The organism is Bacteroidales bacterium (genome assembly GCA_029210725.1).
In the GTDB taxonomy this organism is placed as follows: domain Bacteria; phylum Bacteroidota; class Bacteroidia; order Bacteroidales.
Genome location: JARGFM010000009.1, coordinates 21,453 through 36,944, shown reverse-complemented (window position 1 = coordinate 36,944; position 15,492 = coordinate 21,453). Strand labels below are relative to the sequence as shown.

Sequence of the window (15,492 nt, the reverse complement as noted above, 5' to 3'; positions counted from 1 at the left end):
TGGATCAGGGAACAAAGAGGATGGAGGCAGGAGCAGGCAATTTTACCACCGCACCGGTCTTTGTCAGGATGCCGCTCAGGGGATCAACCAGATAGAGCATGATCTCATCCGAACGCTCCCCGGCCACCAGCATTATCTTTCCGGAAGGATCCAGGTTGAAATCCCTGGGCCAGGCGGGTACCTGCTCCACCACCTGGATTCTTGAGACAGTGCCGTCCTCCCTGATTTTAAAGGTACTTATGCAGGAGTTTTCTCCTCGGGTGGAAGCGTACAGGTATTTTCCATTGGGGTGTACCCTGACGGCTGCCGGATATCTCATTCCCTGGTGGGTACTGTCCACCGTAAGGACGGTATTCAGTTCCTTGATGCGCCCCTTGCTGCCCTCATAACTACAGGCGGTGAGGGTGGAGTTCAGCTCGTTCACGATATAGAGGGAATGTCCGTCCGGATGAAAGGCCAGGTGGCGGGGACCAGCTCCCGGGGCCAGTTCAAAGAAGGCTTGTGCCGGGTTCGGGCTCAGGATCCCACTCTTCTCATCAAAGGAATAGAGAAACACCTTGTCCGTTCCCAGGTCGGGAACCAGCAGGAAATTCTGCCCGGGATCCAGGACTGCCTGGTGTGCATGCGGACCCTCCTGCCTGCTTTTCACCGGGCCACTTCCCTCACCGCTAACCACCGAGCTGGCTGTCCCGATTTCCCCGTTCTCCCTTACCGGTAGCGCCGAGACATGACCGCTGCCATAGTTGGCTGCGAAAATATAGTCTCCCGTCCGGCTGCAATGGATATGGCATATGCCTGAACCTTTGCTGCTCCTGCTGTTGATGAGTTTCAGACTGAGATCGGCGGGATCAATGGCAAAGGAGCTCACACTGGACTCGTTCCCCTGTCCGTTCACCGATGCCTGGTTAATGGAAAAGAGGTAATGGTTTCCGGGAGAGAGAGCCAGGTAGGACCCTCCCCGGGCACCCGCAAAGGAGTCCGCCACTGTAAACTCCTGAGCAGCAGGATCAAGTCTGCACAGGTAAATGGAATGAGAAAGGCTCCCCTTGGAAGAACCCACATAAAAATTCAGGGATTGGGCAGGTTCTGTACTTCCTGTGCAGCTGATCAGAGCCATGGTCGATAGTGCCAGAAGGCTGGTATTTATGAATAAGCTTAGTTGTTTCATACCTTTTAGTTAAGAATATGATTTACTTCATATACTGGTTGATGAGGGATTCATAAAGTTCCTGTTTTCCGGAGATCTGTCTGGGCTCGCCATGGAGCTTTGCCAGGGCGCTGAGCTCCTCCAGCTTCAGTTTTCCCTGCTCGAACCTGGCTCCGTCACCACTGTCAAAGGAGGCATAACGATCTGCCCTCATCTTTCTGAAGGCTGATTTCTCCAGCAATTCCAGGGTGATCTCAAAGGCCCTGGCAAAAACGTCCATGCCGGCAATATGGGCGATAAAGATATCCTCCAGATCGGTGCTGTTGCGTCGCGTCTTTGCATCAAAATTAATCCCGCCCGAGCTAAATCCGCCTGCCTCCACGATGGGCAGCATGGCTTCAATCAATTCGTACAGATTGATGGGGAACTGGTCTGTATCCCAGCCATTCTGGTAGTCGCCCCGGTTGGCATCTATGGAGCAAAAGAGCCCGTTATCCACGGCCACCTGCAACTCGTGCTGGAAGGTGTGGCCCGCCAGGGTGGCATGGTTCACTTCGATATTCATTTTGAAGTCACCATCCAGACCGTGTTTCTGCAGGAATCCGATTACGGTAGCGGTATCAAAATCATACTGGTGCTTGGTGGGTTCCATGGGTTTGGGTTCGATCAGGAAGGGACCGATAAATCCATTTTTTCGCGCATAGTCCCTGGCCATATGCAGGAATCTGGCCAGGTGCTCCTGTTCGCGCTTCATATCTGTATTCAGAAGGGACATATAACCTTCCCGTCCTCCCCAGAAAACATAGTTTTCACCACCCAGGGCTATGGTGGCATCCAGGGCATTTTTCACCTGGGTGGCCACCCAGGGAAGTACGTGGAAATCGGGATTGGTGGCCGCCCCGTTCATATAGCGGGGATTGGAGAAAACATTGGCAGTACCCCACAGGAGTTTGACACCGGAGGCTGCCTGCTTCTGACCCGCATATTCCACGATGGCCTTCATATTGGACTCATACTCACTCAGCGACTCTCCTTCCGGGACCAGGTCGATATCATGAAAACAATAATAGGGCGCTCCAATCTTGGTGAAAAACTCAAAGGCTGCATCCATCTTATTTTTGGCCCCCCGGATGCCATCTTTTTCTGCAGCCCAGGGAAAGATCTGGGTACCTGGTCCGAAGGGATCCTCGCCGGTTCCGCAGAAGGTGTGCCAGTAGGCTATGGCAAAGCGCAGATGCTCTTTCAAGGGTTTTCCAGCCACTACCCGGTTTTCGTCATAGAATTTGAAAGCCAGGGGATTATCCGATTCCCTGCCTTCGAATTGGATCTTCCCGATGCCCGGGAAATACTCTTTGTCTCCTAATAAGTAGTCCATTGCATTTTTATTTAATCGATTATTTGAATATCAGACACTATATATGAATATTTTTTTCCAGGACCTCGCTCCATTTGTTATAAGCGTCCGCGTACTCTTCGGAATGCCGGTGTGAAGGTTCAATGACCATTCTCATATTCAGGTTCTCAAAGGCCTCTTCGAATGATGCGTATGTGCCGGATCCGATTCCGGCCCCGTTGGCTGCTCCAATGGAGCCGTCGGTATCATACAATTCGATGGTAGCCCCGGATATTTCAGCCAGGGTCTCTCTGAAAACCTGGCTCAGGAACATATTGGCCATCCCGGCCCTGATCACCGAGGGATGAATGCCTGTCTCCTTCAGGATCGCCATTCCATAATGCATGGAGAAGGCCACACCTTCCTGGGCTGCTCTTACCAGATGGGAACTGTTATGAATATTAAAATTAATATTTTTTATGGTGGCCCCCACATCTTTGTTTCCCAGCATTCGTTCGGCGCCGTTCCCGAAGGGAAGCATCAGGAGTCCTTCTGAGCCGATGGGCGCGTCAAGCGCCAGGTCGTTCAGGGCCGGATAATTCATTTCCCTCCGGGCCAGGTGTTGCTTCAGCCAGGAATATTGTATTCCGGTGCCGTTGATGCATAGCAGCACCCCCAGCCTGTTTAGTTCCGGACTGTGATTTACGTGAGCAAAGGTATTAACCCTGCTTCGCGGATCATACTTTACTTCATCACTTACCCCGTAAACCACTCCGGAGGTGCCAGCGGCGGCAGCTATTTCGCCGGGATTCAGCACATTCAGGGAAAATGCGTTGTTGGGCTGGTCGCCGGCACGGTAGGCAATCCGGATTCCGGGCACCAGTCCAAGTTCTTCGGCAGCTGGTCTGGTGAGACGTCCCTGCTCTGAAAAGGTGGGTACAATATCGGGGACCAGGTGCTTATGGATTCCGTAGTATTCCAGCAGAAAATCTGCCAGGGAGTTTTTCTGGAAATCCCACATGATTCCTTCTGACAGACCTGATATCGTCGTATTGATCTCCCCGGTCAGCTTCATGGCTATATAGTCACCCGGCAGCATGAATTTGTATGCTTTTTCGTAGATATCAGGCTCATTCATGATGACCCAGCTCAGTTTGGAAGCCGTGAAATTTCCAGGGGAGTTCAGCAGGTGAGAAAGACAGAGCTCCTGACCGATTTTCTCCATGGCATGGTCGCCATGGGAAACAGCCCGGGAGTCGCACCAGATGATGGAGGAACGAAGCAGCTGGTGATCCTTGTCTACCAGTACCAGTCCGTGCATCTGGTAGGCAATGCCAATGGATTTGATGGAGGAGGGATCAATCTCTGCAGACTGCATCACGTCATTGGTGGCAAGCTTCAGATTGGTCCACCATTGTTCCGGATCCTGTTCGGCCCAGCCGGCCATGGGTGCATCAATTTTCATTTCCTTTTTGGGGTAAAAGGCTGAAGCTACCTGCCGCCCGGATTCTGCATTGATCAGGCTGGCTTTCACCGAAGAGCTTCCGACGTCATATCCAAGTAAGTACATAGCGAGTTGGTTCAATTATTTCATAAGCAGATTGGGGAGCCAAAGGCTCAGTGAGGGAATGTAAGTTACCAGCATCAGGACCACTATCATGATGATAAACATGGGCAGCAGGGGTTTGATCACCTGCTCAATTTTCAGATTTGCCACACTGCAACCGATGAACAGGACAGATCCCACAGGCGGGGTGCAGATCCCCACGCAGAGGTTCAGTACAATGATAATACCAAAATGGACGGGATCCATGCCCAGCTGGGCGGAAACAACTGGCAAAAAAATGGGAGTGAAAATCAGAACAGCCGGAGTCATATCCATAAAAATTCCCACAACGAGAAGGATAAAATTGATAACCAGCAGGATAATCAGGGGATTGTCGCTGAGATTCAACAGACCGTTGCTTACATTTTGCGGGATGTTTTCATAAGACATGATCCATGACATCCCGATGCTGGTGGCCACCAGCAGCAGCACAATACAGGTGGTGCGCACCGATTTCAGAATGATAGCCGGAAGATTCTTCAGGCTGATCTCTTTATAGATCAGGGCAAGGATCAGTGCATAGAGTACGGCCACGGCCGATGCTTCGGTAGCAGTGAAAAAGCCAGCTACGATTCCTCCAATGACAATGACCAGCATTAGCAAGGATGGCAGGGCATCGATAAATTTCCTGATGGCGAATTTGAAAAATGACCAGTTGGTGGCCGACTTGTAGACCGAATATGCCAGGAACAGGGTGAACAGGGCGTAAATAAGTCCCCTGAAAGCCATAACAGAAACTCCATGCACCGCTTTCAGTCCGATCCCGGCTCCCACCAGGGCCACAGAGACCAGGAGCACCTTGCCCAGCAGGGCAGTCAGCCCTTTCAGTCCCCTGTTTTTCAAAACCATCATCGACATGGCAACCAGCATGATTCCGAGTCCCGTGAGTATTCCTGGGATATATCCGGCCAGGAAGAGTGCGGTAATGGAGGCCCCGCCGCTGGCCAGGGAATATATAATCAGGATATTACTGGGAGGGATGGTAAGCCCTGTGGTGGCCGAGGTGATATTGACAGCGGTGCTGAAACTCTCATCATATCCTTCCTTTTTCATTTCAGGTCCCATGATACTGCCTATGGCGGAAGTAGCCGCTGCGGCAGAACCTGAAATAGCACCAAAAAGCATATTGGCAATCACATTTACAAAGGCCAGTCCGGCAGGAAGTTTACCCACCAGTACCCTGGCAAAGTTGATTAGCCGCATGGCAATCCCTCCGCTGTTCATGATACCTCCTGCCAGCACAAAGAAAGGAATGGCCAGCAGGGCAAAGCTGTCCAGACCGGTAGCCATCCGCTGGGCGAAAGTGGTCAGGGCCGGCACGGTGTCGATGGAGAGCAACATGGTCAGGATCCCGGAGATGCCTATACTGAAGGCAATGGGCACTCCGATCAGTAAGAGGAGAGCAAAGCTGAGGACAAGCACCAGAACTTCCATGCGATCAGGTTTTTTTTAATTGAAGGATATGCAGCACTTCGTAATACATGATGATCAGTCCGCTGATGGGAAGCACCACATAAACATAGCCCAGTGGAAGCTGAAGGGCTGCTGATTTTACCTGCAGGGCAAAGCGGGTATACATCAATACCACTCCGCCGGTGACCATGACCGAGAGGGCAAACAAAAAGATCAGGGAGTGAATGATGAAAAGCAGCAGGCGCTGCCTGCCTGGCGGCGATCTCTGAACCAGGATATCGATGGCCAGGTGTTCCTTTCTGCCGGCAACATAGGCTGCACCCAGCACCCCCACCCAGATTAAAAGGAAGCCGGCGAGTTCATCTGTAAATGAGCTGGGAGAGGAGAGCAGGTAACGACTGAATACCTGCCAGAGCACATCCAGCACCAGGATGGTCATCAGGATGACCAGGCTTAGCTCCAGCACTCTGTTTAACTTATATTGAAATTTTCTCATTGGCACAGCTTTGTCACTATTGTACTTCCCTGATCCGGGTGATCAGATCATACAGTTTTTCATTTTCCCGGTACGATTCCAGCAATTCAGTGACCCTCTCTGAAAAGGGTGCCTTGTCGGGATAGCTGATCACAACTCCAGCCTCCTTAACGATCTCCAGGGACATTTTTTCGGATTCGGCCCAGAGTTTTCTCTGAACCGGAACCGACTCGTCGGCCGCCTGCTGCAGCCAGCTTTGTTCCCGGGCAGAGAGTTTTCCCCATACCTTCTGACTGATAATAAGTACATCGGGTACCATGGTATGTTCGTTCAGGCTGTAGTACTTACAGACTTCGTAGTGGTGACTGGTATAGAAACTGGGAGGATTGTTCTCGGCACCGTCCACCACACCGCTTTGCAGGGCTGTGTAAAGTTCACCCCAGGAGATCGGGGTGGGGGAGCCCCCCTGGGCTTTAACCATTTCCATGGCAGTGATGCTTTTCATGACCCTGATTTTTAAGCCCTTCAAATCATCAGGGTGATTGATCTGTTTGTCAATGGTGTAAAAACTCCGGCTTCCTGCATCGTAGAAGCAGAGGCCCCTGATCCAGAAGGGTTCCGTACTTAGCAGTAATTCATCCCCGATCTCTCCGTCCAGAACCTGGAAGGAGTGCTCCTTGGACCTGAACACGTAAGGCAGGCCCAGGACCTTGAACTCTTCGGTAAAACTTTCCATGACTGCGGCCGAAACTTTGGTAATGGCCAGGCTGCCAATCTGCAGGAGCTCCACGCACTGTTGTTCAGACCCAAGCTGACCGCTGGGGTATATATCAATGGTTAATGCACCGTTTGAGATTTCCCGGCACCTTTCTGCCATATAGACCATGGCACTGTGCACCGGGTGGGAGGGATCGAGCCCGTGGGCCAGTTTCAGAGCCTCTCCCTGCTGCTGAGTTCTGCAACCGGCAACTAAACACAGAAAAAGAGGCAGAATAAGTATTGAGCGGATCTTCATATGCACTTATCCCTTCAGATTTCGGATGATCTCCATGGCCTCTCTGGCGGTCTCTTCCAGGAGCTTATAATTCGCCTGGCTGATGATCTCCCCGGTAATCAACCGGGAACCCATCCCCACACAGAATGCGCCGGCCCTGAACCATCCGCTGAGGTTTTCAAGGGTGGGAGATACTCCTCCCGAGGGCATGATACTGGACCAGGGACAGGGCCCCAGGTAGGCTTTTAAGAAATCGGCTCCTCCTACGGTGGGACCTGGAAAGAGTTTCACCAGCTCGGCCCCAAGCTCTTCGGCTCTCCCGATTTCAGAGGCAGTGGCGCATCCGGGGACCCAGAGGACCTTACGGCGGTTGCATACCCGGGCCATCTCCTCATTGAGCAGGGGGGATACAATAAATCTGGCCCCTGTCTGGATATAAAGCGAGCAGGTTCCGGCGTCAACCACCGTCCCTGCACCCAGGATCAGACCGGGCAACTCTTTGCGGCCCCAGACGACCAGTTCTGCAAAAAGCTCATGTGCCATATCGCCCCGGTTGGTGAACTCGAAGATGTTCATACCTCCACGGTAGCATGCGGAGATTACCTCTTTCATGACTTCAATATCGGGATGGTAGAAAAGGGGGATCGCTCCAGTCTCCCTCATGCTCAGTACAACATCAAGTCTCTTCATGGTATGGCTTTTAGAATAACGGCTTGCAGATTTTAAAGTAGAGTTTATCGGGTAAAGATATAATTCTTGCCATAAAACAAATAACTCAATTCGCAGGGACCACCGCCCGGGTCCATCTTTCAGCCTCAGCCTTTAAATACTTTTTAATAGCTTAGACAGGAAAAGGCACAGGATGCTTGTTTTGCTCATCTTATTCTTCGTTGGAAGGTTTTCCAATGGTGGCCAGGATTCCTCCATCTACATAAATAATCTGACCGTTTACAAAATCGGATGCTCGGGAGGCCAGAAATACGGCTGTTCCGGCCAGGTCTTCCGGATTTCCCCATCTGCCGGCCGGTGTCCGGGCAATAATAAATTCATTTAAAGGATGTCCTTTAGCACGCAGAGGAGCGGTCTGCTCGGTGGCAAAGTAGCCCGGGCCCAGGCCGTTGATCTGGATGTTGTATCTGGCCCATTCGGTGGCCATGTTCCGGGTGAGCATTTTCAATCCGCCTTTGGCAGCAGCATAGGCGGAAACAGTATCCCTTCCCAGTTCACTCATCATGGAGCAAATATTGATGATTTTCCCGCTCCTGCGCCTGACCATCCCCCTGGCCACTGCTTTTGCCATGATAAACTGGCCGGTCAGGTTTACATCCAGGATTTCCCGGAAATCCGCTGCTTTCATCTCCAGGATCGGAATTCTTTTGATAATGGCCGCGTTATTAACCAGAATATCAATGGGGCCCGCCTCCTTTTCCATGATGGGAATGATCCTCTCTGCTTCAGCTTCATCGCGTATATCAAGCAGATAGGTGTGGGCGCTGATCCCCTTATTGGCATAGGTTTGCCGGGCAGACTCAAGTTTAGCCGGACTGTGGCCGTTGATAATAATAGAGGCCCCCGCCTCTGCCAGTCCTGTGGCAATGGCCATGCCCAGTCCATGGGTCCCCCCTGTGATCAGGGCTGTTTTTCCTTTCAGATCAAATAGTAGCTGCGACATGCCTTAAGTATTAGCGCAATTCATCGGGTTGAAACATATCCATGTCTGCGTAATCCAGATTCTCCCCGGCCATTCCCCAGATAAAGATATAGTTGCTTGTCCCTGCTGCGGAATGGATGGACCATGGAGGAGAAATGACCGCCTGTTCGTTCTGCAGCCAGATATGTCTGGTCTCCTTTGGATCACCCATAAAGTGACAGATCGCCTGCCCTTCAGGAAGCTCAAAATAGAAGTAGGCTTCCATCCTGCGGTCATGCAGGTGAGGCGGCATGGTGTTCCATACGGATCCATGTTTTAATTCGGTCATCCCCATCTGCAACTGGCAGGTCTTTACCAGCGGATGGACCAGAAGCTTATTGATCTTTCTGGCATTGGATTGCTCCAGGCTTCCCAGTTCTGCCACCTCAGCATCTGCCAGGGTAACTCTTCTGGATGGATAGGACTGATGGGCAGGAGCTGAATTGAAATAGAGATGTGCCGGTCTCTCCTCCACTCTGCTGATCATCCTGATATGCCGGGATCCCGCACCCACATAGAGGGCTTCCTTATAGTCCAGGTCATATTCGATATCGTCTACCCGGATGGTAGCCGCTCCCCCCACATTGATGATGCCCAGCTCCCGGCGTTCACAAAAATAGGCTGATCTCAGCGGATCGATGCCGGTCAGTTCCAGTTCGGAGACAGGAACCGCCCCCCCCACGATATAACGGTCGTTCATTGAATAAACCATATGGATTTCTCCGGGTACCATCAATTTCTCTACCAGGAACTCTTTCCTCAATCTCCCGGTCCCGTATAGTCTGGTATCTTCGGGATGATTCGAAAATCTCACTTCATAATGGATTTTACTCATATTTCAGTTTTTTACTGGTACGGGACTAAAGTTACTAAAAGGGCTGCTATATTTACCTGTATAAATAACAGAACCATGAAAAAGAATACCTCCCTGATGATGCATCTGCTGTTTGCGGTGATTGTCCTGGTTGAACTCCTTGGCAGACTACTTGACAATATCCAGATGGAGTACTTTGTGAAACCCCTGATCATGATCTGGATGGCCGTCTATTTTCTGCTATACATGAGGAAAAGTGCTTTAAGCATTCCGGTATTGCTGGCTTTTTTCTTCTCCTGGGCAGGCGATAATTTTCTGATGTTGTCTGGAAAAAATGAATTATTTTTCTTCGCAGGAGTGGGAGGGTTTTTCCTTGCACAGCTTAGCTATATCTACACCTTTGCCCGATACAGTGAAACAGGAGGAAAGGGCTTGCTGCAAAGAAGACCCTGGCTTTCCGTTTTCTTTATGGCCTATGTGGCCGGAATGCTGGTCCTGCTCTTCCCTGGTCTGGAGGGGATGATGAAACCTGTGATTGCTATCTACGCTATTTCACTGATGCTGATGTCCATGACGGCTCTTAACCGCTCGGGCAGGGTAGGGGACAGCAGTTTCAAACTGGTCTTTGCAGGATCCTTGCTGTTCCTGCTGTCTGACAGTTTGATCGCATTTAACAAGTTCCACAGCGAGATCCCCCTGGCCGGGTTCCTGATCATGCTTAGCTATATAGCAGCACAGTACCTGATTATGCGTGGATTGATCCTGGAGGAATAGCTAAGGTTGTTTGTACCGGCGAACGGCCTCCAGGGCCGGATCGGTGCCACTCATATATTGCTTGAAATCCATGGGCGTGTGAAGGTCGGGTTCCATCGACGGGCGATCTTCCTCCAGAAGGGAATAGTAGGTGCTCGGGTGGCTGATAATCAGCCTGGATTCGGGAAGCACAAAACGTTTGACATCCCCGAAATGATTCGCTGTCCCACTGGTCTCTTCTCCCACCAGGATCACCCTGGTGCTTTTCATAAAATCAACGGCGTTGATGATGGCAGCTTCACGGGTGCTTCTGCCTATCAGCACAAAGACCTCTCCCTTGTTTTCAGGCAGCGAACGGCATATTTTTCTTATAAATTCAGTTCCCTGGCGGGAATGTCCGCCCCCGTTGAAGCGCAGATCAAATACCAGCTTGTCAATTTCTTTTTTCCTGAGTACCCGGATGACCTGTTTTTCAAACTCTTTGAAGGAGGGCATAAACAGGGCCGACGCACCCGAGCCGTAATCCTCTTCTGCCTCCCGGCTTCAGCAGCGGTTGTACTGGATGTAGTAGATATGCTCGTTTTCAAAATAGTGGTCCCGGAAATAGCTTTTCTGATCCTGCCACCCCAGGGGGAGCGATGGAGGCTGAACCGTCACCAGCTCTCCCGGTTTACAGGGCAGCGCCACATGGAGGGTTTTCTCCGGACTGCCACTGAAAGTTAAAGTGAGCTTTTCTTTAGAGGCAAAACCAAAGTGCTCCGGTAATTGATACCAGGTAAGCATGCGGGGAATGCTGTTTTTCAGCACAGACTGGTTATTATTGTCCAGCAAGGTGGCCAGTGAATCAATTACAGTATCCAGGGGAAAGCCGTTGACAGCGGTCAGTTTTTTTCCCAGGGCAGGCTCATACTGCTTATCGGTCTCCAGGACATAAATCCCGTCCTCAAACCAGTATAATTCCAAGGGCAGAATCCTAAATTTGTCTATCAGAAAATGGTAATTGACCTGGGTCTGGGCATCTCCCATGGCTGCAAGAACCTGTTGAAGCTCGACGGACAAGAGCCCGGGGTGTTTCGCTGCCAGTTCCCTGGCCAGCAGATCAATCTCATATTCCCAATCGATCTCATTCCCAGGCTGGGCATGGATTCCTGGAAAAAGAAGCAGGAGCAGCAGGATCAGGGTCGGCTTACGGTTCATGCAGAAAGTCTCTAAAACCTGAAATTAACACGAGCTCCGAAGCCTTTGTAGGCTCCCTCCTGGAAACCTACATAGAGGCCCAGATCCATCAGGAAGAACAGTTCGTTCAGGCTGTAGCCCATCTGAATGTAGTGAGGGGCCTGCGGTGTATAAAGATAAGTGACTCCCAGCGACTCCTTCCAGAGCCGCTCACTGAACCAGGGAAGAAACTTGAGCATCAGGTAGGAAGAGGTGAGCCTGGCATCTGCATGCACCCAGTACTCGGAGGTACTGGCTTCGTAATAATCCAAAAGCATCAAGGCATCTTCAAAGCCTGCTATATCGATGTAGAGGGGACTTGATTTGAAATGCCGGAAGTCAGAAAAATGCATGGCTCCCTTATGGAGGAAGTATCCGGAACCCAGGGACCAGTCCAGGGTGGATAAGAGCCCTGTTTCGACGGAATGTGTCACTCCTGCTGAAAGCAGGCTGAAATCTGACCATCCCTCATTTTCCAGGGGAAAGGCATGCCGGTATTCGAGCAGGAAGGTGGGCCAGGGAGATGGACGCAGATCCTTTCTGTAGGTTCGGACCTCGTAAGGCTGTTTGGGTGTGAATTCCATCCGCAAAAGCCCCATCAGTTTCTGAAAGTCTCCCAGTGAGGGGTCATCCGCCAGAAGACCTCCGGGGATGTTTGGGTCGAAATCCTTTTTGTTCCTGAGAAAAAAGGAGAAGTCACTATGATTGACCAGGCTGTTTTGCTGCCCATAGCTAAGCGATGTGCTCAGCTCCCATCCATTGGCTACATCGATCCGGTTATAGAGGGTGGCATCAATCTGCTCATATTTTTTCATATAATTCTCCCTGAAAAAAAGAGTATAAACCATGTTGGTGGCCTTTGGAATACCCGAAAAACCATTGAAATCAGAGGAGGTGTAATTCAGGTACAGGGCTAGCTTTCCACGGGCCAGGGGCGCATATAAAAGGTCTGTGTTCCAGGTGATCATGGGAGCCTTTCTTTGGAAAGCATATTCCGCTGCGAAGAAGGAACGCATAGTCAGCATGGTATCGGGTTTCCAGTTCAGATGAAAGCCCTGCCCATAGGTGAGCCCGTCCACCGTATTGTATCCAAGCCGGTCCAGGTCGATCAGTCCGTCATGGGTAAATCGCAGCCTTCCCCTGCTTTTGGTATAAGTGCGCCCCGTGAGAACACCCCGGAATCTTTTCTGCCTGTGCGGAGTGGATCTGATGGTGTCAGATCCGGAAGGAACAGAGGCTTTCTGAATACCTATGATGGAATCCCTCACCTTCAGGGTAATATGCTCCTCGGGAGTAAGCGGAATGGGACGGACAGCGTTCCAGTAGAGGGAATCGTTCTTTACCGCGCTGTCAGCCACCGTAAAGGTGGTGCCGGTCCGGTTCAGGTCACCACCCTCCGGTTCCGGTGTGGATTTGGCCGCTTCTTTTTCCATGAGCCTGGACAGACGTTGCACATCCCGGTTTGTCAGCTCCTCCTTTTGAATTAGTTCGTTGATTTTCTCCTGCTCTCTGGAGACAGGCTCTTCATCGGCCAGTTCTTCTTCCTCTTCAAGCCCTTTTGTACTGGTGAAATAGGCCTCAGGGAGGTTGGGATTCAGAATAACATCGGAATACTTCAGTGAGGAAACATAGGTCACACTGGCCAGGACACCGGCAATATCCACATCCACCCCGATCTGGTGGTTGACCGGCAGCCAGGCATCCATTATCACATTGGCAAAAATTTGCTTCAGTTTTACGGTTCCTGCAATGGTGTTTACAGAAAGATCTGCAGAATGCAGGCTCCAGAGATCCTCCACCACGTAGAGGTAGCCCTCACATAATTGCAGACTCTTTCTTTTGGGGGTCACCTTGATCTTGTTGATAATATGGGTGCCCTCCAGGAAGGTCCCGTCAAACCTGAAGCGGTAATAGGAAAAGGCGTTCCGGGCCAGGGGAGAGATAATCCCTTCTATCTGCTGCTGATAGAGACTGGCATTCACATAATCCATGGGATTTACGTTTTCCGCGTATCCCGGAAGGGTGTTTTGCGAAGCAATGACCCGCATCTCGTATTTATCGGGAGCCGTAAACTTCACTTCGTTGAGCGATTCGAGCATATAGGCTTCGCCCTCTTCTACCCGGATGTTATTTACTTCTATTCTCCGCGCAATGGCCCTGGGCAGTTTTTCCAGAAGAGCACTTCCCTTGATATAAATCTCCGCCTGGTAATTCAGCACCTCATTCAGGTGGTAATTGGCCAGTCCGATGGTTTTTCGCATGATCCAGTAAGCAGGATCCTCTCCCGAGGCGCTGATCCTGACCTCCGGGATCATGTAAGTCTGGGGAGGTAGCTCAATAACCAGGTCGATGAATTCCGAACCAAGCTCAACGTTTCGTGAGACTTCTGTATAACCCAGGCTGCGGAAAAAGATGGTGTAACTGCCTTCCGGAAGTGGTAAGGAGAATAAACCCAGTGCATTACAGGTTGTTCCCCTGGTCAGCTCCTTGATGAAAATGGCGGCGAAGGGAACCGGATCACCGTTTAAATCCCGGATCTCGCCCTTTATGCCCTGCGATCTTACAGGGATCAAAAAGAGCAGCAATAACAGACATACGGCTACCGATCTGATCGTTTTATTAACCACGGCTTTATTGTTTACTTCAGCGCAAAATACTCTTTTGCGTTGTAATAACACACATTCTTTACCAGATTATCAATCAGGGAAGCCTGGTTCGGGATCTCACCCCGTTCCACATCTCCACCCACAAGGTTACAGAGAATCCTGCGGAAATATTCATGGCGCGGGTAGGAGAGAAAGCTTCTGGAATCGGTCAGCATTCCCACAAACCGGCTAAGCAGTCCCAGGGTAGAGAGGGTGTTTAACTGCTCGGTCATTCCATATTTCTGATCCATAAACCACCATCCTGAACCAAACTGCATTTTCCCGGGAATCAGGCCATCGTTGAAATTATTGAGCATGGTAAGAATCAGGGCATTGTCCCTTGGATTGAGGTTGTAAACAATGGTTTTTGTCAGTTGGTTTTGCTGGTCCAGACGGTCCAGGAACCTGGACATGGACCTGGCCATTAAAAGATCTCCTATGGAATCGAAGCCGGTGTCGGGACCCAGTTCAAGGAAACGGCGGCTGTTATTATTCCGGATAGCACCTACATGAAACTGCTGGGTCCAGCCTGTTTCATGATCCATGACGGCCAGTTCGATGAGCATGGCAGACTTAAAACGCTCCACTTCCAGCTGATTCAGGGCTCGTCCCTTTCTTATCTTTAGAAAAATCTTTTCAATGTCCTGGTGGTCAAATTCTTCAGCATGGAAGACTTCCAGACCGTGGTCCGAAAGGCGGCAGCCCATCTGGTGAAAGAAATCGTGTCTTTCCTGCAGTGCGGTCAGCAGATCCATATAGGAGGAAATGGAGGTATCTGAAGCCTGTTCCAGTCTGTCCAGGTAAAGGTTGTATGCAGCCGGATCTTCCACAGCCATAGACTTGTCAGGTCTCCAGGCGGGAAGTACCCTGGTTTCAAATCCATCCTCTCTGATCTTCCGATGGTGCTCCAGAGAGTCCACAGGATCATCGGTGGTACAAATCACTTCCACATTCATCTTCCGAATCAGCTTGCGCACACTGAAAGAATCCGATTGAAGCAATTCCCCTGCCTGCTGGTAGATGAAGGGAGCACTCTCCTCATTCAGCAGATCACGGATACCAAAATAGCGCTCCAGTTCCAGGTGTGTCCAGTGATAAAGCGGGTTTCGCAGGGTGTCGGGAACCGTGGCGGCCCATTTTTTGAATTTTTCCTCATCTGAGGCGTCTCCCGTGCAGTATCGCTCCTCCACCCCGTTGGCACGCATGGCTCTCCATTTGTAATGATCCCCTGACAACCAGACCTGAGTCAGGTTCTCAAATTTCGCATCTTCTGCAATCAGTCCGGGATCCAGGTGACAGTGATAGTCAATAATGGGCATACCGGCAGCCACTTCGTGGTAGAGCCTTCGGGCTGTTTCACTCTCCAGCAGGAAATCTTTGTCCAGAAACTTCTTCATGGGCTGTTCC

Annotated in this window: 14 protein-coding genes; 1 reads left to right on the top strand and 13 read right to left on the bottom strand. The window is 50.9% G+C overall.

All coding sequences use genetic code 11. From position 1 onward, the window contains the following. Positions 1–4 precede the first annotated feature (4 nt). From P1P86_06585 to kduI, 9 genes are all read right to left on the bottom strand, one after another. Positions 5–1,168 (bottom strand): lactonase family protein, encoded by a 1,164-nt coding sequence (locus P1P86_06585; protein MDF1574844.1) that lies wholly within the window; start codon positions 1,166–1,168, stop codon positions 5–7. Positions 1,169–1,190: 22 nt separating this feature from the next. Further along, the gene (gene xylA / locus P1P86_06580) at positions 1,191–2,522 is read right to left on the bottom strand and encodes a xylose isomerase (GenBank protein MDF1574843.1); all 1,332 of its coding nucleotides are present in this window, start codon (positions 2,520–2,522) and stop codon (positions 1,191–1,193) included. A gap of 37 nt (positions 2,523–2,559) precedes the next feature. Then, a complete protein-coding gene (locus P1P86_06575; GenBank protein ID MDF1574842.1) occupies positions 2,560–4,050 on the bottom strand; it encodes an FGGY family carbohydrate kinase in 1,491 nt (496 codons plus the stop codon). A gap of 15 nt (positions 4,051–4,065) precedes the next feature. Then, positions 4,066–5,520: a TRAP transporter large permease gene (locus P1P86_06570; protein MDF1574841.1), complete on the bottom strand. Its 1,455-nt coding sequence runs from the start codon at positions 5,518–5,520 to the stop codon at positions 4,066–4,068. A gap of 4 nt (positions 5,521–5,524) precedes the next feature. Continuing rightward, a complete protein-coding gene (locus tag P1P86_06565; protein MDF1574840.1) occupies positions 5,525–5,995 on the bottom strand; it encodes a TRAP transporter small permease in 471 nt (156 codons plus the stop codon). 16 nt (positions 5,996–6,011) lie between these two features. Continuing rightward, positions 6,012–6,989 carry a TRAP transporter substrate-binding protein gene (locus tag P1P86_06560; protein ID MDF1574839.1) on the bottom strand — a complete coding sequence of 326 codons (978 nt, stop codon included), beginning with the start codon at positions 6,987–6,989 and terminating at the stop codon, positions 6,012–6,014. Between the two features lie 6 nt (positions 6,990–6,995). After that, positions 6,996–7,658 carry a bifunctional 4-hydroxy-2-oxoglutarate aldolase/2-dehydro-3-deoxy-phosphogluconate aldolase gene (locus P1P86_06555; GenBank protein ID MDF1574838.1) on the bottom strand — a complete coding sequence of 221 codons (663 nt, stop codon included), beginning with the start codon at positions 7,656–7,658 and terminating at the stop codon, positions 6,996–6,998. Between the two features lie 190 nt (positions 7,659–7,848). Further along, on the bottom strand, positions 7,849–8,640 hold the full coding sequence (locus P1P86_06550) for a gluconate 5-dehydrogenase (GenBank protein MDF1574837.1): 792 nt from the start codon (positions 8,638–8,640) through the stop codon (positions 7,849–7,851). 10 nt (positions 8,641–8,650) lie between these two features. Further along, positions 8,651–9,493: a 5-dehydro-4-deoxy-D-glucuronate isomerase gene (gene kduI / locus P1P86_06545; GenBank protein ID MDF1574836.1), complete on the bottom strand. Its 843-nt coding sequence runs from the start codon at positions 9,491–9,493 to the stop codon at positions 8,651–8,653. A gap of 75 nt (positions 9,494–9,568) precedes the next feature. Between kduI and P1P86_06540 the strand changes: the two genes are divergently transcribed. Continuing rightward, positions 9,569–10,246 carry a lysoplasmalogenase gene (locus P1P86_06540; protein ID MDF1574835.1) on the top strand — a complete coding sequence of 226 codons (678 nt, stop codon included), beginning with the start codon at positions 9,569–9,571 and terminating at the stop codon, positions 10,244–10,246. Here the strand turns inward: P1P86_06540 and P1P86_06535 are convergent, their stop codons facing one another. The 4 genes from P1P86_06535 to uxaC are packed head-to-tail and all read right to left on the bottom strand — an operon-like array spanning position 10,247 to position 15,482. Beyond that, positions 10,247–10,720: a S41 family peptidase gene (locus tag P1P86_06535; GenBank protein ID MDF1574834.1), complete on the bottom strand. Its 474-nt coding sequence runs from the start codon at positions 10,718–10,720 to the stop codon at positions 10,247–10,249. Between the two features lie 48 nt (positions 10,721–10,768). Beyond that, positions 10,769–11,422: a hypothetical protein gene (locus P1P86_06530; protein MDF1574833.1), complete on the bottom strand. Its 654-nt coding sequence runs from the start codon at positions 11,420–11,422 to the stop codon at positions 10,769–10,771. 11 nt (positions 11,423–11,433) lie between these two features. Continuing rightward, entirely contained in the window at positions 11,434–14,067 is a 2,634-nt protein-coding gene (locus P1P86_06525; protein MDF1574832.1) for a DUF5686 and carboxypeptidase regulatory-like domain-containing protein, read from the bottom strand. An 11-nt stretch (positions 14,068–14,078) separates the two neighbouring features. After that, positions 14,079–15,482, bottom strand: a complete 1,404-nt coding sequence (gene uxaC / locus P1P86_06520; GenBank protein MDF1574831.1) for a glucuronate isomerase — start codon at positions 15,480–15,482, stop codon at positions 14,079–14,081. Between the last annotated feature and the right edge of the window lie 10 nt (positions 15,483–15,492).

Coding starts and splice junctions, on each gene's coding strand:
- xylA (MDF1574843.1), bottom strand. CDS start 2,522: ATGGACTACTTATTAGGAGACAAAGAGTATTTCCCGGGCATCGGGAAG.
- P1P86_06550 (MDF1574837.1), bottom strand. CDS start 8,640: ATGTCGCAGCTACTATTTGATCTGAAAGGAAAAACAGCCCTGATCACA.
- P1P86_06565 (MDF1574840.1), bottom strand. CDS start 5,995: ATGAGAAAATTTCAATATAAGTTAAACAGAGTGCTGGAGCTAAGCCTG.
- kduI (MDF1574836.1), bottom strand. CDS start 9,493: ATGAGTAAAATCCATTATGAAGTGAGATTTTCGAATCATCCCGAAGAT.
- P1P86_06570 (MDF1574841.1), bottom strand. CDS start 5,520: ATGGAAGTTCTGGTGCTTGTCCTCAGCTTTGCTCTCCTCTTACTGATC.
- P1P86_06540 (MDF1574835.1), top strand. CDS start 9,569: ATGAAAAAGAATACCTCCCTGATGATGCATCTGCTGTTTGCGGTGATT.
- P1P86_06575 (MDF1574842.1), bottom strand. CDS start 4,050: ATGTACTTACTTGGATATGACGTCGGAAGCTCTTCGGTGAAAGCCAGC.
- P1P86_06535 (MDF1574834.1), bottom strand. CDS start 10,720: ATGCCCTCCTTCAAAGAGTTTGAAAAACAGGTCATCCGGGTACTCAGG.
- P1P86_06560 (MDF1574839.1), bottom strand. CDS start 6,989: ATGAAGATCCGCTCAATACTTATTCTGCCTCTTTTTCTGTGTTTAGTT.
- P1P86_06585 (MDF1574844.1), bottom strand. CDS start 1,168: ATGAAACAACTAAGCTTATTCATAAATACCAGCCTTCTGGCACTATCG.
- P1P86_06530 (MDF1574833.1), bottom strand. CDS start 11,422: ATGAACCGTAAGCCGACCCTGATCCTGCTGCTCCTGCTTCTTTTTCCA.
- P1P86_06555 (MDF1574838.1), bottom strand. CDS start 7,658: ATGAAGAGACTTGATGTTGTACTGAGCATGAGGGAGACTGGAGCGATC.
- uxaC (MDF1574831.1), bottom strand. CDS start 15,482: ATGAAGAAGTTTCTGGACAAAGATTTCCTGCTGGAGAGTGAAACAGCC.